Here is a 24,354-nt window from a genome sequence, read left to right on the forward strand (position 1 = left end):
CAACGAGCGCCCATCTGCAGGCCCGGCGGGGAACTCCTTCATGTCGTCGCGACGAAAGGCCATTCGTACAATCATTGCGCAAGGGTCCATCGGAGAATCATCACGCCCCGGCCGCGGCGTTTTTCCCCGCGAGCACCAAAGATTCCCTAAGCTAGAGCCATTCCCGCCCGACGGACCGACCATGAGCGAACCCTTCCTCCTCACGCCCCGCGTGGCCCGCCTGTTGCCCTGGCTGGTGGCCATCGCCTTCTTCATGCAGGCCCTGGATGGCACCATCCTCAACACCGCCCTGCCGAGCATGGCCCGCTCGCTGGAGGAGGACCCTCTGCGCATGCAGGGCGTGGTGATCGCCTACCTGCTCACCGTGGCGCTGCTGATTCCCTCTTCGGGCTGGATTTCCGACCGTTTCGGTACGCGCCGGGTGTTCCTCTTCGCGATCTTCCTGTTCAGCTTCGGCTCGCTGCTCTGTGCGCTCTCGCCCAGCCTCGGCACGCTGGTCGGCGCACGGGTGGTGCAGGGTATCGGCGGCGCCCTGATGATGCCGGTGGGACGCCTGGTGATCCTGCGCGTGTACCCTCGCACGGAGCTGGTACGCATCCTCAGCTTCGTCACCATTCCCGGCCTGCTCGGCCCGCTGGCCGGCCCGACCATGGGCGGCTGGCTGGTGGAATACGCCAGCTGGCACTGGATCTTCCTGATCAACCTGCCGGTCGGGCTGGTGGGCTTCATCGTCGCCCTGCGCCTGATGCCCGACCTGCACGGCGTTCGCGCGACACGTTTCGACTCGATCGGCTTCCTGCTGTTCGGTGGCGCCATGGTGCTGATCACCATCGCTCTCGAAGGCCTGGGCGAACTGCACATGCCCCACGTACGCGTGGTCCTGTTGCTGGTAGGCGGGCTGGTGCTGCTGGCGGCTTACTGGCTGCGTGCGCTGCGCATCGAAGCACCGCTGTTCCCACCGTCGCTGTTCGCCACGCGCACCTTCGCCGTGGGCGTACTGGGCAACCTGTTCGCGCGCCTGGGCAGCGGCTCCCTGCCCTTCCTCACACCGCTGCTGCTGCAGATCGGCCTGGGCTTCTCGCCATCGCGTGCGGGCATGACCATGATCCCGATGGCCCTGGCGGCCATGGTCATCAAGTCGCTGGCGCGACCGCTGCTGGACCTGTTCGGCTACCGCAAATTGCTGGTCAGCAACACGTTGCTGCTGGGCGCGATGATCGCCAGCCTCGGTCTGGTCGACCAGGACACCCCTTACGCGCTGCTGCTGGTGCAGTTGGCAGTGCTGGGCGGGATCAACTCGCTGCAGTTCACTGCGATGAACACCCTGACCCTGATCGATCTGCGCGACGACAACGCCAGCGCCGGCAACAGCCTGCTCTCGGTGGTCATGCAGTTGTCCATCGGCATGGGCATCGCCTGCGCGGCAGCGCTGCTGGGCGGGTTTACGGGCGATCAGGAAAGCGTACAGGGTGACGTGCTGTCGGCCTTCCACGCGACCTACTTCAGCGTGGGCATCCTCTCGATGCTGGCGGCGGCGATCTTCTTCCAGCTCAACGCCGAAGACGGCCGCACCACACCACGCCGGGTCGAACCCGAGCATGGTGTCGACGAGCATTGATCAGGGCTTGCAGGTCGGTGCGACGGTCTGAGTCTTCGAGGCGTCCACCGGCCCCAGGTGTTCCAGGGTGCGACGCCCCAGCAGCACCGGGTAGTCCAGGGTCTGGCGGTCGCGCAGGGTGAACTGCTCGCGGTAGACCTTGCCGCCCAGGCAGACGTCCATCAGCACCACGGGAGCGCGCTCGACGCCGCTGGCGGTCTTGAACTTGAGCACGCGCTCGACACGCCGCTCGAAAGGCAGGCGCTCTTCCTTGCCGGTGGCCGGGTCAGTCAGCATCACGTCGTACTGTACCCAGCGCTCATCGTTCTTCCTGATGCGCGTGATGTTGCGCGCGTCCATCACCGAGGTCTGCGCGCCGGTATCCAGCTTCGCCTTGAGGGGTGCCTGCTCGGGCATCAGCGTGAGCGTCTCCACCCATCCCCAGGTGGTAGGCTGGGCGGGCGCGTCGGCGGCAAGGGCGCTGCCCGAAACGAGCAGACCGGCGAGCAGCAGGCGGAAGGCGGGCGATGGCATGGATGGCGGCTCCGGAAAATCGATGGCGGCACTATGGGCGACAAGGACATAGGCAATAAAAAACCCCGGATGTTTCCACCCGGGGTTCTTTTTGGCTAACGCCAGGGGATCTTAGATCACCTGTACGCGCTCAGCCTGCATGCCCTTCTGGCCAGGCACGACTTCGAAGCTGACTTTCTGGCCTTCAGCCAGGGTCTTGAAGCCGGTACCTTCGATAGCGCGGAAGTGTACGAACACGTCCGGGCCGCTTTCCGGGGTAATGAAGCCGTAGCCTTTGGTCTCGTTGAACCACTTGACGGTGCCGTTCTGACGATTCGACATGGTGTTCTCCTTGGAACGTATTTTTAAAAATTCAGCCACGAATGGCCAGGAACTGAGTTGCAAGGAGTTACAAGGAGTCGAGCAGGACGGGGTGGAATAACCGACCGCATCAGGTCACGATCGACGGCGACCCATGCAAACACAGTCCGGAAACTCTACGATAAAAATCTGCGGAAAGCGAATCTCTTGAAAAAACCGTTCATCGCCACTTGGAGAAATTCTGACGAGCGGCCTCAAACCCTTGCCATATCGGCTTCTCAGCCCTTTTGAGGGTGCTCTCCTGCTACACTGCGCGGCCATATGGATTCACCCGGGCTCCCTTCGTGACCACCTCTGCATTTTCCAGCCTCGCGCTGTCGGCCGACCTGCTGGCCAACCTCGATTCTCTCGGTTACCGCGAGATGACGCCGATCCAGGCCGCCGCCCTGCCGGCGATCCTCAAGGGCCGCGACCTGATCGCCCAGGCCAAGACCGGTAGCGGCAAGACCGCCGCCTTCGGCATCGGTCTGCTCAGCCCGCTGAATCCACGTTATTTCGGCTGCCAGGCACTGGTGCTGTGCCCGACCCGCGAGCTGGCCGACCAGGTCGCCAAGGAGATCCGCCGCCTCGCCCGCGCCGCCGACAACATCAAGGTGCTGACCCTCTGCGGCGGCACGCCCTTTGGTCCGCAGATCGGTTCGCTGGAGCACGGCGCCCACGTGGTGGTCGGTACGCCGGGACGGATTCAGGAACACCTGCGTCGCGGCACCTTGAAGCTCGACGGCCTGAACACCCTGGTACTGGACGAAGCCGACCGCATGCTCGACATGGGTTTCTACGACAGCATCGCCGACATCATCGGCCAGGCTCCGGCGCGCCGGCAGACCCTGCTGTTCTCCGCCACCTACCCCGACGGCATCGGCCAACTGGCGGCAAAGTTCCTGAAGAACCCCGAGCGCGTGGAAGTGGAAGCTCTGCACGACGACAGCCAGATCGAACAGCACTTCTACGAGATCGATTCGAAGCAGCGCCTGGATGCCGTCGTGCGCCTGCTCCAGCATTTCCGCCCGCAATCCTGCGTCGCCTTCTGCCATACCCGCCAGCAGTGCATGGAAGTGGTGGAGCAGCTCAATGCCCGCAAGATCTCCGCCCTGGCCCTGCACGGTGACCTCGAGCAGCGCGAGCGCGACCAGGTGCTGACCATGTTCGCCAACCGCAGCTGCAGCGTGCTGGTGGCCACCGACGTGGCCGCGCGCGGGCTGGACATCGCCGCGCTGGAAGCGGTGATCAACGTCGAGCTGTCGCGCGATGCGCAGGTCCATGTGCATCGCATCGGCCGCAGCGGCCGTGCCGGCGAGAAGGGCCTGGCGCTGTCGCTGGTGACCCCGGCCGAAGCCGGCCGCGCCCAGGCCATCGAAGACCTGCAGGGCGCGCCGCTGAACTGGGAGCGCATCGACTTCCTCAAGGCCAACGACGCCCCGCTGCTGCCGCCGATGACCACCCTGGCAATCGCCGGCGGGCGCAAGGACAAGCTGCGCCCCGGCGATATCCTCGGCGGGCTGACTGGCGACGCGGGACTCAAGGGCACGCAGGTCGGCAAGATCGCCATCTTCGACTTCCAGGCGTTCGTCGCCGTGGAGCGTGACGTCGCCAAGCAGGCGCTGAAGCACTTCAACGAAGGCAAGATCAAGGGCCGTTCGTTCAAGGCGCGGATTCTCTGAACTGAGTGCGCACCTGGCAGGGGCGTGGTACAGGTTCCCATACTGGGTAGGAGCGGACTTCGTCCGCGATTGGCCCCGCATCGCGCCGGACGGCATCGCGGACGGAGTCCGTTCCTACGACGTGCGTCAGCCTAACTACGCCCCCTGATAGCCGTGCCCGAAGCGTTCCGCTAGTCTGAGCAGCAGACATTCGGAAGTCCCCCACGCGCATGTTCTCCTCCCCACTGCTCCAGTCTCTGCAGCGCCTCTGGGCGCTGGACAAGTTCGCCTACAGCCTGCGGGTATTCGTTGCCCTCAGCGGGGTCATGCTCGCGTGCTGGCTGCAGGGCCGACCGGAGCTGGTGATCCCGCTGTTCCTCGGGGTCATCGCCAGCGCCCTGGCGGAAACCGACGATCACTGGCTCGGCCGCCTGCAGGCGCTGCTGGTGACGCTGGCCTGCTTCAGCATCGCCTCGCTGGCGGTGGAACTGCTGTTCCCCTACCCATCCCTTTTTGTCGCCGGGCTGGCGCTTTCGACCTTCGCGATGACGCTGCTCGGAGCCCTGGGCGAGCGCTACGCGGCTATCGCCTCGGCGACGCTGATCCTGTCGATCTACACCATGATCGGCGTCGACCAGCGCGGCGGTACGCCCACCGACTTCTGGCGCGAACCGCTGCTGCTGGTTGCCGGCGCCGGCTGGTACGGGCTGCTCTCGGTACTCTGGAACGCGCTGTTTGCCAACCAGCCGGTGCAGCAGAGCCTGGCGAAACTCTTCCTCGAACTGGGCGAGTACCTGAAGATCAAGTCGACCCTGCTGGAGCCACTGCGCCACCTTGATGTCCAGGCCCAGCGCTTGGCCCTGGCGCGGCAGAACGGCCGTGTGGTGGTGGCGCTGAACCAGGCCAAGGAGACCATCCTGGCGCGGCTCTCCCACGGCAGACCGAGCCCGAAGATCAGCCGCTACCTGAAGCTCTATTTCATCGCCCAGGACGTCCACGAGCGCGCCAGCTCCTCGCACTATCCGTACAACCAGTTGGCCGAAGCGTTTTTCCACAGCGACGTACTGTTCCGCTGCCAGCGCCTGCTCAACCAGCAGGGCAAGGCGTGCAAGGCACTGGCGAAGGCGATCCAGCTGCGCCAACCGTTCGACTACAACGACAGCGAACTGGCCCTCGCCGACCTCAACGCCTCGCTGGAACACCTGCGCCAGCAGGGTAATCCGGCCTGGCGCGGCCTGCTGCGCTCCCTCGGCGCCCTGGCGGCCAACCTCACCACGCTGGACCGCAAGCTCAGCGGCGCGAGCAATCCCGATGCGCTGGACGACGAACAGGACAGCACCTTGCTGGACCGCTCGCCGCGCTCGTTCAAGGATGCCCTGGAGCGCATCCGCCTGCAGATTTCGCCGACCTCGCTGCTGTTCCGCCACGCCCTGCGCCTATCGCTGGCGCTGGCTGCCGGCTACGGCGTGCTGCACCTGATCCACCCAACCCAGGGTTACTGGATCATGCTCACCACGGTATTCGTCTGCCAGCCGAACTACGGCGCCACGCGCATCCGGCTGGTGCAGCGGATACTCGGCACGCTGGTCGGTCTGGTGGCCGGCTGGGCGCTGATCGACCTGTTCCCCAACCCGCTGATCCAGTCGCTGCTGGCGGTGGTGGCCGGGGTCGCCTTCTTCGCCACGCGGAGTACCCGCTACACCCTGGCGACGGCGGCGATCACCCTGCTGGTGCTGTTCTGCTTCAACCAGGTGGGCGACGGCTACGGGCTGATCCTGCCGCGTCTGTTCGATACCCTGCTCGGCGCGCTGATCGCTGGCATCGCGGTGTTCCTGGTGCTACCCGACTGGCACGGGCGCAGCCTGCACCGGCTGGTCGGCGGCACCCTGGCCTGCAACAGTCGCTACCTGCGGGAAATCATGCAGCAGTACGCCAACGGCAAGCGCGACGACCTCGCCTACCGCACCGCTCGGCGCAACGCGCACAACGCCGACGCGACGCTCTCCACCACGCTGTCGAACATGCTGCTGGAGCCCGGCCACTTCCGGAAGGACGCGGAGATCGGCTTCCGCTTCCTGGTGCTGTCCCACACCCTGCTCAGCTACCTCTCCGCCCTTGGCGCGCACCGCAACCAGCTGCCGCCGGACGTCAACGACGACCTCATCGCCGAGGCCGCCGAGCGCCTCACCGCCAGCCTCGACGACATCGCCGCGCGCCTCAACGAGCGGCGCCCGGTAGCTATCTACAGCGACGAGGAAGACACGCTGGCCAAGCGCCTGGAAGAACTGCCCGATGAACAGGACGACGCCCACCGCCTGGTGCAGACCCAGCTGGCACTCATCTGCCGACAGCTCACGCCATTGCGCACCCTGGCGGCGCACCTGCTGAAGAAGGACATCGGCGCGGAGCAGACCGAAGCCGCCTGACGCTTTTGCAGGATCGAGGGGGACGCCCAGTTCTTGCTCGCGAACGCATTGCACCGGATGGTCTGGCGTGAAACCGGGTTCGCGAGCAAGCTCGCTCCTACATAGAGCCCAAAGCCCCGTCAGAGACCGTGCTCGCGCATCAGCTGGTCGTAGCTGCCATCCGCACGCATCTCGCGGATCGCCTTGTTGAAGGCCGCGACTATCTCGGCATGGTGCGGGTTATGCCGGCCGACGAGGATGTGCAGGCCGTTCTCGGCCAGCGGCACCGGCAGGAATTCCAGCTGCCCCTTGAGTTCGGCGAGGTCGCCGTTGAAATGCACGCGCGCGGTGATCTCGTCTTCCAGCGTCAGGTCCACCCGCCCGGCCTGCAGCATCAGCGCCGCGTTGACGAAGCTGAACACCGACACCCGCTGCAGCTTCGGGTCATTGTCGAAGGCCTCGGAGTAGGCGTAGCCACGCACCATGGCGATGCGGTACGGATACAGATCGGTCAGATTGCCAAAGACGATGGGCGAACCCAGGCGCTTGATCAGGCGCACGCGGTTGACCAGGTAGGGCTCGGAATACACGCCGAAGGACTCCCGCTCCGGCGTATACCAGGCGTCCGCCACCAGGTCGTACTCGCCGTTCGCCACACCGTGCAGCACGCGCGGCCAGGGCACCTCGATGTATTCGCTGGCATAGCCGGCGCGCTTGAGTGCCGCCTGTACCAGGTGCACGGCCACGCCATTGCCGGGCAACTGGCGGTCCGCGTAGGGCGGCCAGCGATCCGCGGCGATGCGCAGCACTTCGCCGGCTTGCGCCGCGCAGGAAACGCACAGGAACAGCAGGATCAGCAACAGGCGCAGCGGCATCGGGGATGTCGTCCAGGGAGAAGCTCTGGCAAGACTAGACGCTGCCCACCTCGGCGCGCCAACCTCAGAACAGCATCGCCGCGCGCAGGCTCATGCCACCGCCGGTTTCCGGGACCACCGCCACGTTGTAGCGCTCGCTTTCCGGCCCCTCGAGGAACAGGTTGTAGGTGAAGTTGGCGAAGAAGTTGCCCACCGCCATCCCGACCAGCACGTCGGTGGGGTAGTGCTTGTCCCCCTCCACACGCGACAGCGCGGTCAGCCCGTCGAGGGTGTAGAGCCCGGCCTTGGCGGTGTAGCGCCAGGTCGGATTCATGTCGATATAGTCCAGGTTGCGGCGGGTGAAGCTGTTGTGCACGGCCGTCACGGCGGTGTGCTTGGACGGGAAGGAGTCATCGGGGATTCCGTCCGGCCGCTCGCGCCCGGACCATTCCTTGGCCTCCTCGACGAAACCGGTCACCGCGTAGCGGTCCGCCGCCAGCAAGGTCAGGTTGCGCCCGCGCCAGCTCCATTTCTCCTCGGTGCTCACGTCCTTGGGCGAAGCCACCAGGGCGCTGACGACGCTCAGGCCGGTAGCGAGGTTGAGCATGCGGTCGGCGGCCTGGTTGGCGTCGCCGCCGAAGAACCAGTCGTGATTGCTCGCCGATTTCTGCCACTTGTGGTCCCAATTGCCTGCGGCGATCACCGCCGCGCCAGCCACAGGTGCCCAGACGTCGGCACTGGTGACCGCGCGCTGCGCCGAATCCCCCACCCGATCCCAGCTCATCTGCGGTGCCCCTGCGCAACCGATGAGCGCGGCGCTGGCCGCCAGGGTGGCAACTGCCAGCAAAGTCCGATTCATGATGTTCCCCCATGCGCCCGGCCCGCTCCAGGGCAGCGGACGCGTCAATGCATGAGCAGGGAAGGATAGTCGGGACGATTCTGAAGGCCCCTGCCTTCAGTCATGAATGGGTAACTCTTCGTTTCACTCAGCGGAAAAAGAAAAACCCCGCCGAGGCGGGGTTTTCCACGTCAGACGGAATCAGCCTTTGAAGACGTCTTCCACCGACTGCAGCGGGTAGTGCTTCGGATACGGCAGAGTCGCCACACCGGTCTCGATGGCAGCCTTGGCCACGGCGTCGGAGACGACGGTGATCAGGCGCTTGTCCATCGGCTTCGGAATGATGTACTCGCGGCCGAATTCCAGGGCGGTTACGCCGTAGGCGTCGCACACGTCCTTGGGCACCGGCAGCTTGGCCAGGTCACGCAGGGCCAGGGCGGCAGCGATCTTCATTTCTTCGTTGATGCGGGTGGCGCGCACGTCCAGGGCACCGCGGAAGATGAAGGGGAAGCCGAGCACGTTGTTGACCTGGTTCGGGTAGTCCGAACGGCCGGTGGCCATGATCACGTCGTTGCGGGTGGCGTGGGCCAGTTCCGGCTTGATTTCCGGGTCCGGGTTCGAGCAGGCGAAGACGATCGGGTTCGGCGCCATGCGCTGGAGGTCTTCGGCGCTGAGCAGGTTGGCGCCGGACAGGCCAACGAACACGTCGGCGCCTTCCAGGGCGTCGGACAGAGTGCGCTTGTCGGTCTCGGTGGCGAACACCGCCTTGTACTGGTTCAGGTCGTTACGGCCGGCGTGGATCACGCCCTGGCGGTCGATCATGTAGATGTTCTCGACCTTGGCGCCCATGCTCACCAGCAGCTTCATGCAGGAGATGGCGGCGGCGCCGGCGCCGAGGCAGACGATCTTCGCGGTTTCCAGCTTCTTGCCGGCGATTTCCAGGGCGTTGAGCATGCCGGCGGCGGTCACGATGGCGGTGCCGTGCTGGTCATCGTGGAACACCGGGATGTCGCACTGTTCGATCAGGGCGCGCTCGATCTCGAAGCACTCGGGTGCCTTGATGTCTTCCAGGTTGATGCCGCCGAAGGTGATGGAGATGCGCTTGACGGTATCGATGAAGGCCTGCGGGCTCTCGGCGTCGACTTCGATGTCGAATACGTCGACACCGGCGAAGCGCTTGAACAGGACGCCCTTGCCTTCCATGACCGGCTTGGAGGCCAGCGGGCCGAGGTTGCCCAGGCCGAGGATGGCGGTGCCGTCGGAAATGACCGCGACCAGGTTGCCCTTGCCGGTGTACTTGAAGGCGAGCTCGGGGTCACGCGCGATTTCGCGGACCGGCTCGGCGACACCTGGGCTGTACGCCAGCGACAGGTCGCGGGCGGTCACGGTCGGCTTGGTCAGCTCGACGCTCAGTTTTCCGGGGCGGGGTTGGGCGTGATATTCGAGGGCAGCGGTCTTGAGATCAGACATTTGGGCACTTCCGCTTTTGTTGCTTGTTGGACAGACGGGGGACCGAGCATACGCAGAAAGGCCGCACCTGCCAAGGTAGCCCAGGCCCCAGCTGTCAAGACCTCTAGCGTACGACTTTCAGCCAGTCGCCCGGTTTTGGCTGACCAGTTGGATACAAGTCATTCAATAAACGTATACGATTTATCGAGTCAGATTCCGGACCGGTTTCAGCCTTCGCGAACTGCTCGACAGTCTGCCCGGATTTGACCTGAACGACGGCGATCCGGCGCGGTTGCGCGAGTTTCTGCTCGTCGGCGCGCATCGGCCGGAAGCTGCGGATGACCTGCATGAAGTGATCGTCCTCGCTCTCCAGCGAGGCGCGACCTTTGACCACACCGATGAACAGGTAGGCGTGGTCCTTCTGGTAGACCACCGCCGCGCGACGGGCCGGATTGCCGGGAACCACGCCAGTGGCGACGTCGAGACCGTTCTGCTGGAAGCTTTCTTCGTTCGATAACCGCCCGCCAGCGCCTTTTCGCAGGTACTCCGCCGGAGTCAACTGGCCATCGCGCGGCACCAGCTTCATGCCGATGTAGGCCTGCTGGTCGGCGGTGTAGCCCACCAGCGCGGTCGGCTGGTTGAGGATGCCCCAGCCGGACGGGTAGGTCAGGGTGAAGTCCAGTTCCGAGTGGTAGAAGCTCTGCCCGCGGCGCACGCCGCTGGCGGCGGAATCGCCGAAGGGCATGCCGTCGATGGCTTTCAGGTAGCGCTCGGCAGCGACTTCGCGCTGGCCACTGCCGGCCAGGGCCTGGGCCGGGCCGAGGACCTGCTTGAGGCGCTCATCGTTGTCCGGGTGGGTGTCGAACAGCCCGTGGTAGCCGACCGGCTGGGCCGCCTGGCCCTTGCGCGCCGCCTCGTCGCGGGCGAAGTCTTCCTGGTTCTTCAGCACCCGCACCACCTGGATCATGGCGGTCGGGTCGTAGCCGGCGCGAGCCAGGTACTTGGCGCCCAGACCGTCGGCCTCCAGCTCCATGTCGCGGCCATAGCCACGCACGAAGGCGGTGCCAAGCACGTTGGTGAGGTCGGCGGCAGCGCCGACACCGGTGCCGAGGGCCACGGCCTGGCCGAGGATGCTCCAGGCGCTGGACTGGCTCTGCTGCTTGACGCTATGCCGCGCGGTCACGTGGCCGACCTCGTGGCCGAGCACGGCGGCCAGTTCCGCCTCCGAGCCCAGATACGCCATCAGCCCGCGGTGGATATAGATGTAGCCGCCGGGCAGGGCGAAGGCGTTGATGTCGGGAGTGTCGATGACCGTGAAGTGATACTGCAGCTGCGGCCGGTCGCCGGCACGGGCGACCCGCTCGCCAACCTGCTGGACGTAGGCCTGCAGCTTGGCATCCTCATAGCGCGGGTACTGCTTGGCGATTTCCTGGCTGTACTTCTGGCCCATCTCCAGTTCGCTCTGCTCGCTCATCATCACGAAGTCAGACTTGCCGGTGGCCGGGTTGGTGGCGCAACCGCCGAGGACGCACAGCAGCGCCAGCAGCACCAGGATTCCGAACGAGCGCACGCTCATGGCAATACCTCCATCATCGCCGGGTCGGTTACAGGCAGCATCCAGCGCGCCTGTCCGGTTTTCACTCCACCGCGCTCGGAACGGTCGATGACCCAGCCGCGCGCTTCTATTTGTCGACCCTTCAGCTCACGCAGGGTTGCATCGTCGAACTGCCTCACAAGGCGCGGCTGGATACGCAGCACCAGCGGGCCGTCGAGCTCGATCCACAGGCCGCCGCGGTTGCGTTGAACCTGCTCCACCCGACCGCGTACCACCGCAAAGCCGCTGTCCTGAACTTGCTGCGCCGTCTGCACCGGGGACTTTTTCCACAGCCCCAGCTTGGCGCTGCGCGCCTCGCGCTCGGCGGCCCGCTGGCAGGCGGTGAGATCAGTGTTGGGGGCGATAGCTACAAGGTAGCCCAGGCCTTCGGCGAGCAGGCGGGATTCGAGGTTGTTGCCCCGAGCGTCATAGGCGTGGGCCAGCGTGCGGCCGTACTTGTCCTTGCCCTGCTGACCGGTAACCAGGCCGACATCACCGTCATTGGCCGCCACCAGGTCCTGCAGGCGGCGCTGGGCGGCAACGGCAAAGGGCTCTTCGGAGCGGCCATGGTGAGCCAGTTCCGGGGCGTTCACGCCGATCAGGCGGACGCTGCGGCCGTCGGCCAGCTTCAGCGTGTCACCGTCCACCACCCGTGCCACGCGTACCGTTTCCGCTGACGAAGGCTTCGGGCAGGCAGCAGCGCTGGCGTCCAGGGAGAATAGGACGGCCATAAAAAAGGCGCCCACAAGGGACGCCTTTTTCGAATTACCGTGAAAAACCATCGTGGGCCTTTCCCGGAAATCGATCTTACTTCTTGCCGCCGAACATGGCGAAGCGCTGGTTGAAGCGGTCGATACGGCCGCCAGTGTCCAGAACTTTCTGCTTACCGGTGTAGAAGGGGTGGCACTCGGAGCAGACGTCCAGGTGAATGCCCTTGCACAGGGTGGAACGGGTCTTGATCACGTTGCCACAGCTGCAGGTAGCTTCGATGTCTTCGTACGCGGGATGGATTTCCGGTTTCATGGTCTCTTCCTCTCAGTGGTGTGCCGCCACCCAGTCTCTGGCAGAAGCCGAGCCACGGTCATCAAGGACCGCGGGCGGGATCTTTTACCGGGCACCGCACGGAAATTAAGGGCGTGGATCATACCAGAGAACGCTTTCAACGCAAGATCAGGCATGACCGACCGTCGCATTGCCCATGCTACCATCCAGCGCTCCCAGCCGCCCCGGAATCCGTCGCGTGCCCACACCCTCCATCCTGCGTCTCGCCCTGCCCTCGCCGCTGCGTCGCCTGTTCGATTATCTGCCTCCGCGCGGGGTCGACGTGACGCGCCTGCAGCCGGGCGTACGCCTGCGCGTGCCGTTCGGCCGGAGGGAGATGGTTGGCGTACTGGTGGAGCAGGTGGAAACCTCCGACGTGCCGGCGGACAAGCTGCGCCCGGCCCTGGCCGTGCTCGATCGCGAGCCGCCGATGCCGGCGCACCTGCTGGAGCTGTGCCGCTGGACGGCGCAGTACTACCAGCACAGCCTGGGCGACACCTTCTCCTGGGCGCTGCCCAACCTGCTGCGCCAGGGCGATCCGGCCGAAGCACGCCAGCAGCGCTTCTGGCACGCCGAACCCGGCGCCCGCGAGGAAGACCCGCGCCTGACCCGCGCGCCGCGCCAGCGCGAGACGTTGAAGATTCTCAAGCAGCACCCCCACGGCGTTGCCCACGACCTGCTCAGCCAGTTGCAGATCAACAAGGACAGCCTCGACCTGCTGCAGGAAAAAGGCCTGGTCACCCTGGAAGTGCGCGAGCACAGCGTGCTGCCACACCATGGCCCGTGGCTAGCGCAGGCGGAGCTGCCGCTCAATGCCGAACAACGCGCTGCCTTCGAGGCGGTTCGCGCCGGATTCGGCAGCTTCCACAGCTTCCTCCTGGCCGGCGTCACCGGCAGCGGCAAGACCGAGGTCTACCTGCAACTGATCCGCGAGGCCCTGGAAGCCGGCAAGCAGGCGCTGGTGCTGATCCCCGAGATCAACCTCGGCCCGCAGACGTTGAGCCGCTTCGAACGGCGCTTCAACGCGCGCATCGCCCTGCTGCACTCGGCGCTGACCGACCGCGAGCGCCTCGACGCCTGGCTGGCGGCCCGCGACGGCGAGGCGGACATCATCATCGGCACCCGCTCGGCATTGTTCACCCCGCTGAAGAATCCGGGGCTGATCATCATCGACGAGGAACACGACGCTTCCTATAAACAGCAGGAAGGCCTGCGCTACCACGCCCGCGACCTGGCCATGGTGCGCGCGCGGCTGGAGAACGTGCCGATCCTGCTGGGCTCGGCCACACCCGCGCTGGAAAGCCTGCACAACGCCCAAAGCGGCCGCTACGGCCTGCTACGCCTGACCCAGCGTGCCGGCGGCGCGCACCAGCCGAAGTTCCACCGCCTGGACGTGAAGAGCCTGCCGCTGGATTCCGGCATTTCCATGCCGTTGCAGCGCTCGATCAAGGAAACCCTCGCCGCCGGCCAGCAGGTGCTGGTCTACCTGAACCGCCGCGGCTTCGCCCCGACCCTGCTGTGCCACGACTGCGGCTGGATCAGCCAGTGCCCGCGCTGCGATGCGCGGATGACCGTGCACCAGGGCAGCGGCGAACTGCGCTGCCACCACTGCGACCACCGCGAGCGGCCGCCGCGCAACTGCCCGAAATGCGGCACCGTGGACCTGCGCCCGGTCGGCGCCGGCACCGAGCGCGCCGAGGAGCGCCTGCGCATCCTCTTCCCCGACTACCCGGTGCTGCGCATCGACCGCGACAGCACCTCGCGCAAGCACGCCATGCGCGACCTGTTCGCCACCATCAACAAAGGCGAGCCGTGCATCCTGGTCGGCACGCAGATGCTCGCCAAGGGGCACCACTTCCCGCGGGTCACCCTGGTGGCGATCCTCGACGCCGATGGCGGGCTGTTCTCCGCCGACTTCCGCGCCAGCGAGCGCATGGCCCAGCAGATCGTCCAGGTCGCCGGCCGCGCCGGGCGCGCCGAGGAGCCGGGCCGCGTGCTGATCCAGACCCATCTGGCCGACCACCCGCTGCTGGTGCAGCTCACCGAGCAGGGTTACTTCGCCTTCGCCGAGCAGGCCCTGACCGAGCGCCGCTCCGCCGGACTGCCACCCTTCTCGCACCTGGCGCTGCTACGCGCCGAGGCGCACAAGCCGGGACAGGCCGAAGGGTTCCTCGACGAGGCCTGCGCCGAGGCCGAGCGCCTGCAGGCCACCCTGGGCCACGACGTGGAACTCCTCGGCCCGGTACCGGCGCCCATGGAGCGCCGTGCCGGCCGCTATCGCGCCCAGTTGCTGCTGATGAGTACGGCCCGCGCTCCGCTGCACCGTCTTCTCACCCCCTGGCTGTTGACGCTCGAGGGCATGCCCAGTGGGCGCCAGGTGCGCTGGTCGCTGGATGTCGACCCGATCGATCTGTTCTGACGACCCTCTTTTATTCCCAAGAACCCGTCCGCCGCGCCGGAACCGTCCTACATTGACTTCCATCAGCCGCGACGGATGGCGCAGCGGCGAGACTGAACTCGGAGCGCTCCGCGGTTGGCAAGCCATGCCCAGCCACGGATAATGCGCGGTTGTGAGCCCGATAACCGGTCGCGCGCGCCGGATGCACGCGAGCACGGAGAAAACCATGAAAGACACGATTCGCCACCTGATCCAGCAAGCCCTTGTCAGCCTCACCGAAGACGGCACCCTGCCGGCCGGCCTGACGCCCGACATCCAGGTGGAGAACACCAAGGACCGAACCCACGGTGACTTCGCCAGCAACATCGCCATGATGCTGGCCAAGCCCACCGGCATGAAGCCGCGCGACCTGGCCACCAAGCTGGTCGAGGCGCTGCCGCAGAGCCCGGAAGTAGCCAAGGTCGAGATCGCCGGCCCCGGCTTCCTGAACTTCTTCCAGGACCAGGCCTGGCTCGCCGCCAGCCTCGACAAGGCCCTGGCCGATGAACGCATCGGTGTGCGCAAGGCCGGCCCCGCGCAGCGCGTGGTGGTGGACCTGTCCTCGCCGAACCTGGCGAAGGAAATGCACGTCGGCCACCTGCGCTCGACCATCATCGGCGACGGCGTCAGCCGCGTGCTGGAGTTCCTCGGCGACACGGTAATCCGCCAGAACCACGTGGGCGACTGGGGCACCCAGTTCGGCATGCTGCTGGCCTACCTGGAAGAACAACCGGTGGACGCCCAGGCCGAACTGCACGACCTGGAAGTCTTCTACCGCGCCGCCAAGCAGCGCTTCGACGAGTCGCCCGAGTTCGCCGACCGCGCCCGTGAACTGGTGGTCAAGCTGCAGGCCAAAGACCCCAAGTGCATGGCCCTGTGGACCCGCTTCAACGACATTTCCCTGTCGCACTGCCAGAAGGTCTACGACCTGCTGGACGTCAAGCTGACAATGGCCGACGTGAAGGGCGAGAGCGCCTATAACGACGACCTCGCCCAGGTAGTCGCCGACCTCACCGCCAAGGGCCTGCTGGTCGAGAGCGACGGCGCCCTGTGCGTGTTCCTCGACGAGTTCAAGAACGCCGAAGGCGAGCCGCTGCCGGTGATCGTGCAGAAGGCCGGCGGCGGCTACCTCTATGCCACCACCGACCTCGCCGCCATGCGCTACCGCCACAAGGTGCTGCACGCCGACCGCGTGCTGTACTTCGTCGACCAGCGCCAGGCCCTGCACTTCCAGCAGGTGTTCGAAGTGGCCCGCCGCGCCGGCTTCGTCCCGGCCAGCATGGACCTGGAGCACATGGGCTTCGGCACCATGAATGGCGCTGACGGCAAGCCGTTCAAGACCCGCGACGGCGGCACCGTGAAGCTGATCGACCTGCTGATCGAAGCCGAGGAGCGCGCCTACACCCTGGTGAAGGCCAAGAACCCCGACTTCAGCGAGCAGGACCTGCGCCAGATCGCCCACGCCGTTGGCATCGGCGCGGTGAAATACGCCGACCTGTCCAAGCACCGCACCAGCGACTACAGCTTCAACTTCGACCTGATGCTGAGCTTCGAAGGCAACACCGCGCCGTACCTGCTGTATGCGTACACCCGCGTGGCGAGCATCTTCCGCAAGCTGGGCAAGGGTTATGACGAAGTGGGCGGCAAGATCGTCCTGCAGCAACCGCAGGAAATCGCCCTGGCCGCACAGCTGGCGCAGTTCACCGACCTGCTCAACAACGTGGCGATCAAGGGTGTGCCGCACATTCTCTGCGCCTACCTGTACGAACTGGCCGGCCTGTTCTCCAGCTTCTACGAGCACTGCCCGATCCTCACCGCCGAAGACCCGGCGCAACAGGAAAGCCGCCTGCGCCTTGCCGCGCTGACCGGCCGCACCCTCAAGCAGGGCCTGGAGTTGCTGGGCCTGGAAACCCTGGAGCGCATGTAAGCACCCATGGCGAAGAAGAAACCCGCTCCCAAGCGCGGCGCCAGCCGCTACCAGGCCCCGGCCAAGAAGAGTTCGGTCCCCGGCTGGGTATGGCTGGTGGCCGGCCTGGCCATCGGCGGCTTCATCATGTTCCTGATGAAGCTGGAGCCGGGTCGCAACGACGTCAAACGCGAAAAGGCGGAGGCGCCCAAGGCCGTGGTCGGCTCCAACAAGCCCTCCGGCACCGTGCAGCCGCAACAGCCGGCCGCGCCGACCGGGGTGAAGCCCAAGTACGACTTCTACACCCTGCTGCCGGGCTCGGAAGTCGCGGTACCGCCGGAGGCCGTGCCGCCGCCGGCCAAGCCGACTCCGCCGCCGACCGTGGTCGCCACCAAGGAAGAAGCCGAGAAGATCGACACCCAGCGCGCCCTGACCGCCCTGAGCGGCCAGACTCCGCCACCGCCCGCAGTGGTCAAGCCGGCAACGCCCGCCACGCCGCCAGCGACCCAGGTCGCCAGCGCGCAGAAGCAGGCGCTGCCGCAGGCTCCGGCCAGCGATACCACGCCAGCCAAGCCGACACCGCCGCCGGCCGTAGCGGCCACGCAGTACTACCTGCAAGCCGGCTCGTTCCGTAAGCAGACCGACGCCGACCACCTGCGTGCGCAGATCATCATGATGGGCCAGAACGCCCGCGTGGAGTCCGGCACGGTGCGCGACGAAACCTGGTACCGCGTCATGGTCGGCCCCTACGGCGACCGCGCCAAGGCCTCCGCCGCGCAGAAGCAACTGGCCGGCAACGGCTTCAGCAACCTGCTGTTACAGCAGCGCCAGACCCGCTGATTCCAAGGCCCGCACCGACGAGTGGCGCGAGAAATGCGCACTGCTCGTCCGGTGCAGGACTTGAACCCCGCCTTCCTAGTCCCCATCTGACTCTGCATTCGGGCACATCGCCCCGCTAGTGTGGAGTAAGACCCTTGACCACCATCGTATCTGTCCGCCGTAACGGCAAAGTCGTCATGGGCGGCGACGGCCAGGTTTCCCTGGGCAACACCGTGATGAAAGGCAACGCGAAGAAAGTCCGCCGCCTGTACCACGGTGAAGTACTGGCCGGCTTCGCCGGCGCCACCGCCGATGCCTTCACCCTCTTCGAACGCTTCGAGCAGCAGCTGGAAAAACACCAGGGCCACCTGGTGCGCGCTGCCGTCGAGCTGGCCAAGGACTGGCGTACCGACCGTTCCCTGAGCCGCCTGGAGGCCATGCTGGCCGTGGCCAACAAGGACGCCTCCCTGATCATCACCGGCAACGGCGACGTGGTCGAACCCGAGCATGGCCTGATCGCCATGGGCTCCGGTGGCGGCTTCGCCCAGGCGGCCGCCATGGCGCTTCTGCAGAAAGCCAACGACGAGATGAGCGCCCGCGAAATCGCCGAGACCGCGCTGAACATCGCCGGCTCCATCTGCGTGTTCACCAACCAGAACCTGACCATCGAGGAGCTCGACAGCGCCCTCTGAGGCGTTGTCGTTCCGGAGTAACCCGTCAAATGTCCATGACTCCCCGCGAGATCGTCCACGAACTCAACCGCCACATCATCGGCCAGGACGACGCCAAGCGCGCCGTCGCCATCGCCCTGCGCAACCGCTGGCGGCGCATGCAGCTGCCGACCGAACTGCGCGCCGAAGTGACGCCGAAGAACATCCTGATGATCGGCCCGACCGGCGTCGGCAAGACCGAGATCGCCCGTCGTCTGGCCAAGCTGGCCAACGCGCCGTTCATCAAGGTGGAGGCGACCAAGTTCACCGAGGTCGGCTACGTCGGCCGTGACGTCGAGTCGATCATCCGCGACCTCGCCGATGCCGCGATCAAGATGCTCCGCGAGCAGGAAGTGCAGAAGGTCAAGTACCGCGCCGAAGACGCCGCCGAAGAGCGCATCCTCGACGCCCTGCTGCCGCCGGCGCGTACCGCCGGTTTCGGCGACGAGCCCGCACGCGAGGATTCCAACACCCGCCAGCTGTTCCGCAAGCGCCTGCGCGAAGGCCAGCTGGACGACAAGGAAATCGACATCGAGGTCGCCGATATTCCTTCGGGCGTGGAAATCATGGCCCCGCCCGGCATGGAAGAGATGACCAACCAGCTGCAGAGCCTGTTCTCCAACATGGGCAAGGGCAAGCGCAAGAGCCGCAAGCTGAAGGTCGCCGAGGCGATGAAGCTGATCCGCGACGAGGAAGCGCAGCGCCTGGTCAATGAAGAAGACCTCAAGGCCCGCGCCCTGGAAGCAGTGGAGCAGAACGGCATCGTCTTCATCGACGAGATCGACAAGATCGCCAAGCGCGGCAACGTCGGCGGCGCCGATGTCTCCCGCGAGGGTGTACAGCGCGACCTGCTGCCGCTGATCGAAGGCTGCACCGTGAACACCAAGCTGGGCATGGTGAAGACCGACCACATCCTGTTCATCGCCTCGGGCGCGTTCCACCTCTCCAAGCCCAGCGACCTGGTACCTGAACTGCAAGGCCGCCTGCCGATCCGCGTCGAACTGAAGGCCCTGAGCCCGAGCGACTTCGAGCGCATCCTCAGCGAGCCGCACGCGTCGCTGACCGAGCAGTACACCGCGCTGCTGAAGACCGAAGGCCTGGACATCGAGTTCGCCGCCGACGGCATCAAGCGCCTCGCGGAAATCGCCTTCCAGGTCAACGAGAAGACCGAGAACATCGGTGCGCGCCGCCTGCACACCCTGCTCGAACGTCTGCTCGAGGAGGTGTCGTTCGATGCCGCAGACCTGGCCAGCGAGCACAGCGACAAGGCCATCGTGATCGACGCGGCCTACGTCAACGGCCACCTGGGCGAACTGGCCCAGGACGAAGACCTGTCGCGTTACATCCTGTAAGCGGATCGACGCCACAGTGACGGGGCGCCTCAGGGCGCCCCGTTCCTTTTTGCGCGGCGCTACAATGCCGCCATGACCGTTCAGGAGTCCCCCATGCGCATCCCTTCCGCCATCAAGCTGCACAAGGCCTCCAAGAAGCTTTCGCTGACCTACGGGGAGCAGTCCTACGACCTTTCCGCGGAGTTCCTGCGCGTGCATTCCCCTTCGGCGGAAGTCCAGGGCCACGGCAACCCGGTGCTGCAGGTGGGCAAGCTGAATGTCGGCCTGAGCAACCTGGAGCCGGCCGGGCAGTACGCACTCAAGCTGACCTTCGATGACGGCCACGACAGCGGCCTGTTCACCTGGGATTACCTGTACGAGTTATGCGTGCGCCACGACGAGATGTGGGCCGACTACCTGGCGCAACTGGAAAAGGCCGGCAAGTCGCGTGACCCGTCGGAGTCCGTGGTCAAGCTGATGCTGTAAAGCTTCCGCCATCGCACATTGTTGCCTGCAGGACCGAGGGGGACGCCTAGTTGTGATTTCTCGGTAGGTTGTTCATCCGGGGCTTACCCGGAAAACTGGAAGTGCGACCAACCAATCCTTCCAGGAGCCCCGAATGAACCTGCATAAACATGCCCGTCTTACACCGCGCGGTCGAGCCCTTTTAGTCCAGCGCATGCTTCAGGGGTTACGTGCTGAAGAGGCAGCGCAGGCGGCCGGTGTCAGCGTACGTACGGCCTACAAATGGCTTCGGCGTTACCGCGAAGAGGGAGAGGCCGGCATGATGGATCGCACTTCGCGCCCTCACGCCTGCCCCCATGCCACACCCGAGTCCCGGCTCGAAAGGCTGATTGAGCGGCGCAGCGCCCGTCAAACCTATCGGCAAATTGCCAACGAGTTAGGGCTGGCAGTCAGTACCATCGCTCGCCACCTCAAACGACTCGGACTCAATCGGCTCCCCGAGTTGGAGCCCGCTCCGCCGATCAGGCGTTATCAGTACGCTCAACCAGGTGATCTACTGCATCTGGATATCAAGAAGCTCGCACGCTTTTGGAGACCGGGACATCGAGTTACGGGAACCCGGCTGATGGGCTCTGACGGAGCGGGCTGGGAGTTTGTCCATGTCGCCATCGACGATGCCTCGCGCATCGCCTTCTCCAGCCTGCATGCTGATGAACGAGGTGGAAGTGCCTGTCGCGCTCTGCTCCAGGCTTTGCGCTACTACCGCTCGCTGAAGATTCGATTTACTCGGGTCATGACTGACAACGGTGCCTGCTACCGATCAGGTCTATTCCGCCGCCTATGCCGGCGTCTGGGCTTACGACATATCCGCACCAGACCCTACACCCCACGTACCAATGGCAAAGCTGAGCGCTTCATTCAAACCAGCTTGCGGGAGTGGGCCTACGCCCGTAGCTACGAGAGCTCTGAGCAGCGCGCCCAGCATCTGGCCCTCTGGCTACACCAATACAACTGGCACAGGCCTCACTCCAGTCTGCATTACTGCCCACCCATCAGCCGCATTCCACTGAACAACCTACTGGGTTTACACACCTAGTCCTTGCTCGCGAATAGCCCCGCAGCGGAATCGGTTCGCGAGCAAGCTCGCTCCTACAGGTCGTTCGCCCCGCTCCCGCTCCATTCCTCGCACCAACCTTCGTCGGGCAATCGCCCAGGGCACGCCATTTGCAACATTCCTCCGGCAGACTGCTGTTCGCGTGGCCGCCGTCAGGGAGTTGGCGAGATGCCCCCGCTCTAGGGCGCGTTTTCTAACTTTTCCCGACATACTCCCAGGAGAAGGCCCACGCTGCACCAGCTTGCGCGGCGAAGGAAACTCGGGTAACCAAGGCAGTGCAATGTACGGAGTTACAGTGCACAGAGCGTGGTCACCTGAAGTTCCAGTGATGCCGCCAAGTAGATGAATCGCGTGGAGCTGTCTCCACGTTCCGCAACCCGAGCAGTACTTGGCCCTACGTCACTCAGGTGAGCCCCGCCAGTATGCGTCTCAGGACAATGGAGCGTCGCCGATGACCCAGAAGAACAACAGCGATCTACCCCAGCAAGCCGCGGAAAACACCCTCGCCCTGAACCCGGTGATAGGGATCCGCGGCAAGGACCTGCTCACCTCTGCCCGGATGGTGCTGCTGCAAGCGGTCAAACAGCCCTTCCACAGCGCCAAGCACGTGACCCACTTCGGCCTCGAACTGAAGAATGTGCTGCTCGGCAAATCCGACCTGAAGCCGTCGGACGACGACCGCCGCTTCAACGACCCGGCCTGGAGCCAGAACCCGCTCTACCGCCGCTACCTGCAGACCTACCTGGCCTGGCGCAAGGAGCTGCACACCTGGATGGGTGAGAGCGACCTGTCGCCCCAGGACATCAGCCGCGGCCAGTTCGTCATCAACCTGATGACCGAGGCCATGGCACCGACCAACACGCTGTCCAACCCGGCGGCGGTCAAGCGCTTCTTCGAGACCGGCGGCAAGAGCCTGCTCGACGGCCTCACCCATCTGGCCAAGGACCTGGTGAACAACGGCGGCATGCCCAGCCAGGTGAACATGGACGCCTTCGAGGTCGGCAAGAACCTGGCCGTCACCGATGGCGCGGTGGTGTTCCGCAACGACGTGCTGGAGCTGATCCAGTACAAGCCGATCACCGAGAGCGTGCATGAGCGCCCGCTGCTGGTGGTGCCGCCGCAGATCAACAAGTTCTACGTCTTCGACCTGTCGCCGGAGAAGAGCCTGGCGCGCTTCTGCCTGCGCAACCAGGTGCAGACCTTCATCGTCAGCTGGCGCAACCCGACCAAGGCGCAACGCGAGTGGGGCCTGACCACCTACATCGAGGCGCTGAAGGAAGCCATCGACGTGGTCCTGGCCATCACCGGCGCCAAGGACCTGAACATGCTTGGCGCCTGCTCCGGCGGCATCACCACCGTCACCCTGCTCGGCCACTACGCCGCGCTGGGCGATAAAAAGGTCAACGCCTTCACCCAGATGGTGAGCGTGCTGGACTTCGAGCTGGATACCCAGGTCGCCCTGTTCGCCGACGAGAAGACCCTGGAAGCCGCCAAGCGCCGCTCCTACCAGGCCGGCGTGCTGGAAGGGAAAGACATGGCCAAGGTCTTTGCCTGGATGCGCCCCAACGATCTGATCTGGAACTATTGGGTCAACAACTACCTGCTGGGCAACGAGCCGCCGGCCTTCGACATCCTGTTCTGGAACAACGACACCACGCGCCTGCCGGCCGCACTGCACGGCGAACTGGTGGAAATGTTCAAGACCAACCCGCTGAGCCGCTCCGGTGCGCTGGAGGTGGGCGGCACACCGATCGATCTCAAGCAGGTGACCTGCGACTTCTACTGCCTGGCGGGCCTCAACGACCACATCACCCCGTGGGAAGCCTGCTACCGCTCCGCGCGCCTGCTCGGCGGCAAGTGTGAATTCGTCCTTTCCAACAGCGGGCACATCCAGAGCATCCTCAACCCGCCGGGCAACCCCAAGGCGCGCTTCATGACCGGCCCGGAACTCTCGGTCGATCCGAAAACCTGGCAGGAAAACGCCAGCAAGCACGCCGACTCCTGGTGGCTGCACTGGCAGAACTGGCTGGCCGAACGCTCCGGCAAAACGCGCAAGGCGCCGTCTTCGCTGGGTAACAAAACCTATCCGGCTGGCGAAGCCTCCCCCGGAACCTACGTACACGAACGATGAAAACAGAACTCCTCCCGCAAGCCGGCGCCGTGGACGACGCCAACTCCCCAGAATCGTCGACGGCCGTGGAAGTGGCCGCGCCGACGAGCCGGCGCGCACGCAGCAAACGCAGCGGCGAGGAGATCCTGCCGAGCAAGGCGCCGGCGGCGCAGCCCTTCGAGTTCCGCACCATCGAACTCGACGGGCAGACCATCCGCACCGCCGTGCGCCCGGGCAAGAAACACATGACGCCGCTGCTGATCTTCAACGGCATCGGCGCCAACCTCGAACTGGTGTTCCCCTTCGTCGCCGCGCTGGACCCGGACCTGGAGGTGATCGCCTTCGACGTCCCCGGCGTCGGCGGCTCGTCCACACCCAGCACGCCGTACCGCTTCCCCGGCCTGGCCAAGCTGGCCGCGCGGATGCTCGATTACCTGGATTACGGCCAGGTGACCGCCATCGGCGTGTCCTGGGGCGGCGCCCTGGCGCAGCAGTTCGCCCATGACTATCCCGAGCGCTGCAAGAAGCTGATCCTCGCCGCCACTGCCGCTGGCGCGGTGATGGTGCCGGGCAAGCCCAAGGTGCTCTGGCGCATGGCCAGCCCGCGCCGCTACATCCAGCCGTCCTACGGTGTGCACATCGCGCCGGACATCTACGGCGGCGCCTTCCGCCGCGATCCCAAGCTGGCCATGGCCTTCGCCAGCAAGGTCCGCTCGTCCGGCAAGATGGGCTACTACTGGCAGCTGTTCGCCGGCCTCGGCTGGACCAGCATCCACTGGCTGCACAAGATCCGTCAGCCGACGCTGATCCTCGCCGGCGACGACGACCCGATCATCCCGCTGATCAACATGCGCATGCTGGCCTGGCGCATCCCCAACGCCGAGCTTCACGTGATCGACGACGGCCACCTGTTCCTGGTGACCCGCGCGGAAACCGTGGCGCCGATCATCATGAAGTTCCTCCAGGAGGAACGGCAGCGCGCCGTCATCCACCCCCGGCCATTCACTCCCAAGGCCAGCTGACGCATCACAGCTTCGTCATAGTTCGAGGTCATCCTGCCTTGACCGATCGCTGCGCAGGCACTTTTTTTAAAGAGCCGAACAACAAACAGGCGTGTTCACGGGTATCGACACGTAGCGCCTGAATCGGG

The 24,354-nt window shown here is 65.4% G+C and carries 20 protein-coding genes; 12 read left to right on the forward strand and 8 right to left on the reverse strand.

Annotated elements, in window-relative coordinates:
• Positions 1-181: 181 nt before the first annotated feature.
• Complete coding sequence (mdtD, locus tag G4G71_RS00295; RefSeq protein ID WP_169934951.1) at positions 182-1,618, forward strand: multidrug transporter subunit MdtD; 1,437 nt, start codon at positions 182-184, stop codon at positions 1,616-1,618.
• Here mdtD and rloA3 read toward each other — a convergent pair whose 3' ends face one another.
• Together rloA3 and G4G71_RS00305 are read right to left on the reverse strand one after the other, a co-directional pair.
• Complete coding sequence (rloA3, locus tag G4G71_RS00300) at positions 1,619-2,131, reverse strand: retropepsin-like aspartic peptidase RloA3 (protein WP_169934952.1); 513 nt, start codon at positions 2,129-2,131, stop codon at positions 1,619-1,621. It lies immediately after the preceding gene.
• 111 nt (positions 2,132-2,242) lie between these two features.
• Positions 2,243-2,452, reverse strand: a complete 210-nt coding sequence (locus tag G4G71_RS00305; protein ID WP_169934953.1) for a cold-shock protein — start codon at positions 2,450-2,452, stop codon at positions 2,243-2,245.
• Positions 2,453-2,775: 323 nt separating this feature from the next.
• On the opposite strand from G4G71_RS00305, the gene dbpA reads away from it, so the two are divergent.
• Together dbpA and yccS are read left to right on the forward strand one after the other, a co-directional pair.
• Positions 2,776-4,152, forward strand: coding sequence for an ATP-dependent RNA helicase DbpA (gene dbpA / locus G4G71_RS00310; protein WP_169934954.1), 1,377 nt, complete (start codon positions 2,776-2,778; stop codon positions 4,150-4,152).
• Between the two features lie 209 nt (positions 4,153-4,361).
• Positions 4,362-6,557 carry a YccS family putative transporter gene (gene yccS, locus G4G71_RS00315; protein WP_169934955.1) on the forward strand — a complete coding sequence of 732 codons (2,196 nt, stop codon included), beginning with the start codon at positions 4,362-4,364 and terminating at the stop codon, positions 6,555-6,557.
• A gap of 119 nt (positions 6,558-6,676) precedes the next feature.
• On the opposite strand, the gene G4G71_RS00320 is transcribed toward yccS, so the two are convergent.
• The 6 genes from G4G71_RS00320 to rpmE form a co-directional block, all read right to left on the reverse strand.
• The gene (locus tag G4G71_RS00320) at positions 6,677-7,411 is read right to left on the reverse strand and encodes a substrate-binding periplasmic protein (RefSeq protein ID WP_169934956.1); all 735 of its coding nucleotides are present in this window, start codon (positions 7,409-7,411) and stop codon (positions 6,677-6,679) included.
• Between the two features lie 64 nt (positions 7,412-7,475).
• On the reverse strand, positions 7,476-8,249 hold the full coding sequence (locus tag G4G71_RS00325; protein ID WP_169934957.1) for a phosphatase PAP2 family protein: 774 nt from the start codon (positions 8,247-8,249) through the stop codon (positions 7,476-7,478).
• 180 nt (positions 8,250-8,429) lie between these two features.
• Positions 8,430-9,698, reverse strand: coding sequence for a malic enzyme-like NAD(P)-binding protein (locus G4G71_RS00330; protein ID WP_169934958.1), 1,269 nt, complete (start codon positions 9,696-9,698; stop codon positions 8,430-8,432).
• A gap of 103 nt (positions 9,699-9,801) precedes the next feature.
• Positions 9,802-11,253 carry a M48 family metalloprotease gene (locus tag G4G71_RS00335; RefSeq protein WP_169934959.1) on the reverse strand — a complete coding sequence of 484 codons (1,452 nt, stop codon included), beginning with the start codon at positions 11,251-11,253 and terminating at the stop codon, positions 9,802-9,804.
• Positions 11,250-12,002: a thermonuclease family protein gene (locus G4G71_RS00340; RefSeq protein ID WP_169934960.1), complete on the reverse strand. Its 753-nt coding sequence runs from the start codon at positions 12,000-12,002 to the stop codon at positions 11,250-11,252. Before G4G71_RS00340 ends, G4G71_RS00335 begins: the two co-directional genes overlap by 4 nt.
• A 76-nt stretch (positions 12,003-12,078) precedes the next feature.
• On the reverse strand, positions 12,079-12,294 hold the full coding sequence (gene rpmE / locus G4G71_RS00345; protein ID WP_024766509.1) for a 50S ribosomal protein L31: 216 nt from the start codon (positions 12,292-12,294) through the stop codon (positions 12,079-12,081).
• 175 nt (positions 12,295-12,469) lie between these two features.
• Here rpmE and G4G71_RS00350 point away from each other — a divergent pair, with 175 nt between their 5' ends.
• From G4G71_RS00350 to phaZ, 9 genes are all read left to right on the forward strand, one after another.
• Positions 12,470-14,731 carry a primosomal protein N' gene (locus G4G71_RS00350; protein ID WP_169934961.1) on the forward strand — a complete coding sequence of 754 codons (2,262 nt, stop codon included), beginning with the start codon at positions 12,470-12,472 and terminating at the stop codon, positions 14,729-14,731.
• Between the two features lie 205 nt (positions 14,732-14,936).
• The gene (argS, locus tag G4G71_RS00355; protein WP_169934962.1) at positions 14,937-16,676 is read left to right on the forward strand and encodes an arginine--tRNA ligase; all 1,740 of its coding nucleotides are present in this window, start codon (positions 14,937-14,939) and stop codon (positions 16,674-16,676) included.
• Positions 16,677-16,682: 6 nt separating this feature from the next.
• Positions 16,683-17,495, forward strand: a complete 813-nt coding sequence (locus G4G71_RS00360; protein WP_169934963.1) for an SPOR domain-containing protein — start codon at positions 16,683-16,685, stop codon at positions 17,493-17,495.
• Positions 17,496-17,629: 134 nt separating this feature from the next.
• On the forward strand, positions 17,630-18,166 hold the full coding sequence (gene hslV, locus G4G71_RS00365) for an ATP-dependent protease subunit HslV (RefSeq protein ID WP_037013407.1): 537 nt from the start codon (positions 17,630-17,632) through the stop codon (positions 18,164-18,166).
• Positions 18,167-18,195: 29 nt separating this feature from the next.
• Positions 18,196-19,536: an ATP-dependent protease ATPase subunit HslU gene (hslU, locus tag G4G71_RS00370; RefSeq protein WP_084358347.1), complete on the forward strand. Its 1,341-nt coding sequence runs from the start codon at positions 18,196-18,198 to the stop codon at positions 19,534-19,536.
• Positions 19,537-19,629: 93 nt separating this feature from the next.
• On the forward strand, positions 19,630-20,001 hold the full coding sequence (locus G4G71_RS00375) for a gamma-butyrobetaine hydroxylase family protein (RefSeq protein WP_169934964.1): 372 nt from the start codon (positions 19,630-19,632) through the stop codon (positions 19,999-20,001).
• Between the two features lie 133 nt (positions 20,002-20,134).
• Positions 20,135-21,076 (forward strand): IS481 family transposase, encoded by a 942-nt coding sequence (locus tag G4G71_RS00380; RefSeq protein WP_169934965.1) that lies wholly within the window; start codon positions 20,135-20,137, stop codon positions 21,074-21,076.
• A 469-nt stretch (positions 21,077-21,545) separates the two neighbouring features.
• Positions 21,546-23,225 carry a class II poly(R)-hydroxyalkanoic acid synthase gene (gene phaC / locus G4G71_RS00385; RefSeq protein WP_169934966.1) on the forward strand — a complete coding sequence of 560 codons (1,680 nt, stop codon included), beginning with the start codon at positions 21,546-21,548 and terminating at the stop codon, positions 23,223-23,225.
• Positions 23,222-24,226, forward strand: a complete 1,005-nt coding sequence (gene phaZ, locus G4G71_RS00390) for a poly(3-hydroxyalkanoate) depolymerase (protein WP_226045854.1) — start codon at positions 23,222-23,224, stop codon at positions 24,224-24,226. Before phaC ends, phaZ begins: the two co-directional genes overlap by 4 nt.
• Positions 24,227-24,354 lie beyond the last annotated feature (128 nt).

It is taken from the genome of Pseudomonas multiresinivorans (genome assembly GCF_012971725.1).
GTDB lineage: Bacteria > Pseudomonadota > Gammaproteobacteria > Pseudomonadales > Pseudomonadaceae > Pseudomonas > Pseudomonas multiresinivorans.

What these genes read in the sequence shown, in the direction of transcription:
- G4G71_RS00340 (WP_169934960.1), bottom strand. Translation starts at nt 12,002, where the DNA reads ATGGCCGTCCTATTCTCCCTGGACGCCAGCGCTGCTGCCTGCCCGAAG.
- hslU (WP_084358347.1), top strand. Translation starts at nt 18,196, where the DNA reads ATGTCCATGACTCCCCGCGAGATCGTCCACGAACTCAACCGCCACATC.
- G4G71_RS00335 (WP_169934959.1), bottom strand. Translation starts at nt 11,253, where the DNA reads ATGAGCGTGCGCTCGTTCGGAATCCTGGTGCTGCTGGCGCTGCTGTGC.
- argS (WP_169934962.1), top strand. Translation starts at nt 14,937, where the DNA reads ATGAAAGACACGATTCGCCACCTGATCCAGCAAGCCCTTGTCAGCCTC.
- G4G71_RS00330 (WP_169934958.1), bottom strand. Translation starts at nt 9,698, where the DNA reads ATGTCTGATCTCAAGACCGCTGCCCTCGAATATCACGCCCAACCCCGC.
- G4G71_RS00360 (WP_169934963.1), top strand. Translation starts at nt 16,683, where the DNA reads ATGGCGAAGAAGAAACCCGCTCCCAAGCGCGGCGCCAGCCGCTACCAG.
- rpmE (WP_024766509.1), bottom strand. Translation starts at nt 12,294, where the DNA reads ATGAAACCGGAAATCCATCCCGCGTACGAAGACATCGAAGCTACCTGC.
- phaZ (WP_226045854.1), top strand. Translation starts at nt 23,222, where the DNA reads ATGAAAACAGAACTCCTCCCGCAAGCCGGCGCCGTGGACGACGCCAAC.
- G4G71_RS00375 (WP_169934964.1), top strand. Translation starts at nt 19,630, where the DNA reads ATGCGCATCCCTTCCGCCATCAAGCTGCACAAGGCCTCCAAGAAGCTT.
- G4G71_RS00380 (WP_169934965.1), top strand. Translation starts at nt 20,135, where the DNA reads ATGAACCTGCATAAACATGCCCGTCTTACACCGCGCGGTCGAGCCCTT.
- mdtD (WP_169934951.1), top strand. Translation starts at nt 182, where the DNA reads ATGAGCGAACCCTTCCTCCTCACGCCCCGCGTGGCCCGCCTGTTGCCC.
- yccS (WP_169934955.1), top strand. Translation starts at nt 4,362, where the DNA reads ATGTTCTCCTCCCCACTGCTCCAGTCTCTGCAGCGCCTCTGGGCGCTG.
- G4G71_RS00325 (WP_169934957.1), bottom strand. Translation starts at nt 8,249, where the DNA reads ATGAATCGGACTTTGCTGGCAGTTGCCACCCTGGCGGCCAGCGCCGCG.
- rloA3 (WP_169934952.1), bottom strand. Translation starts at nt 2,131, where the DNA reads ATGCCATCGCCCGCCTTCCGCCTGCTGCTCGCCGGTCTGCTCGTTTCG.
- G4G71_RS00350 (WP_169934961.1), top strand. Translation starts at nt 12,470, where the DNA reads ATGCTACCATCCAGCGCTCCCAGCCGCCCCGGAATCCGTCGCGTGCCC.
- G4G71_RS00320 (WP_169934956.1), bottom strand. Translation starts at nt 7,411, where the DNA reads ATGCCGCTGCGCCTGTTGCTGATCCTGCTGTTCCTGTGCGTTTCCTGC.
- phaC (WP_169934966.1), top strand. Translation starts at nt 21,546, where the DNA reads ATGACCCAGAAGAACAACAGCGATCTACCCCAGCAAGCCGCGGAAAAC.
- G4G71_RS00305 (WP_169934953.1), bottom strand. Translation starts at nt 2,452, where the DNA reads ATGTCGAATCGTCAGAACGGCACCGTCAAGTGGTTCAACGAGACCAAA.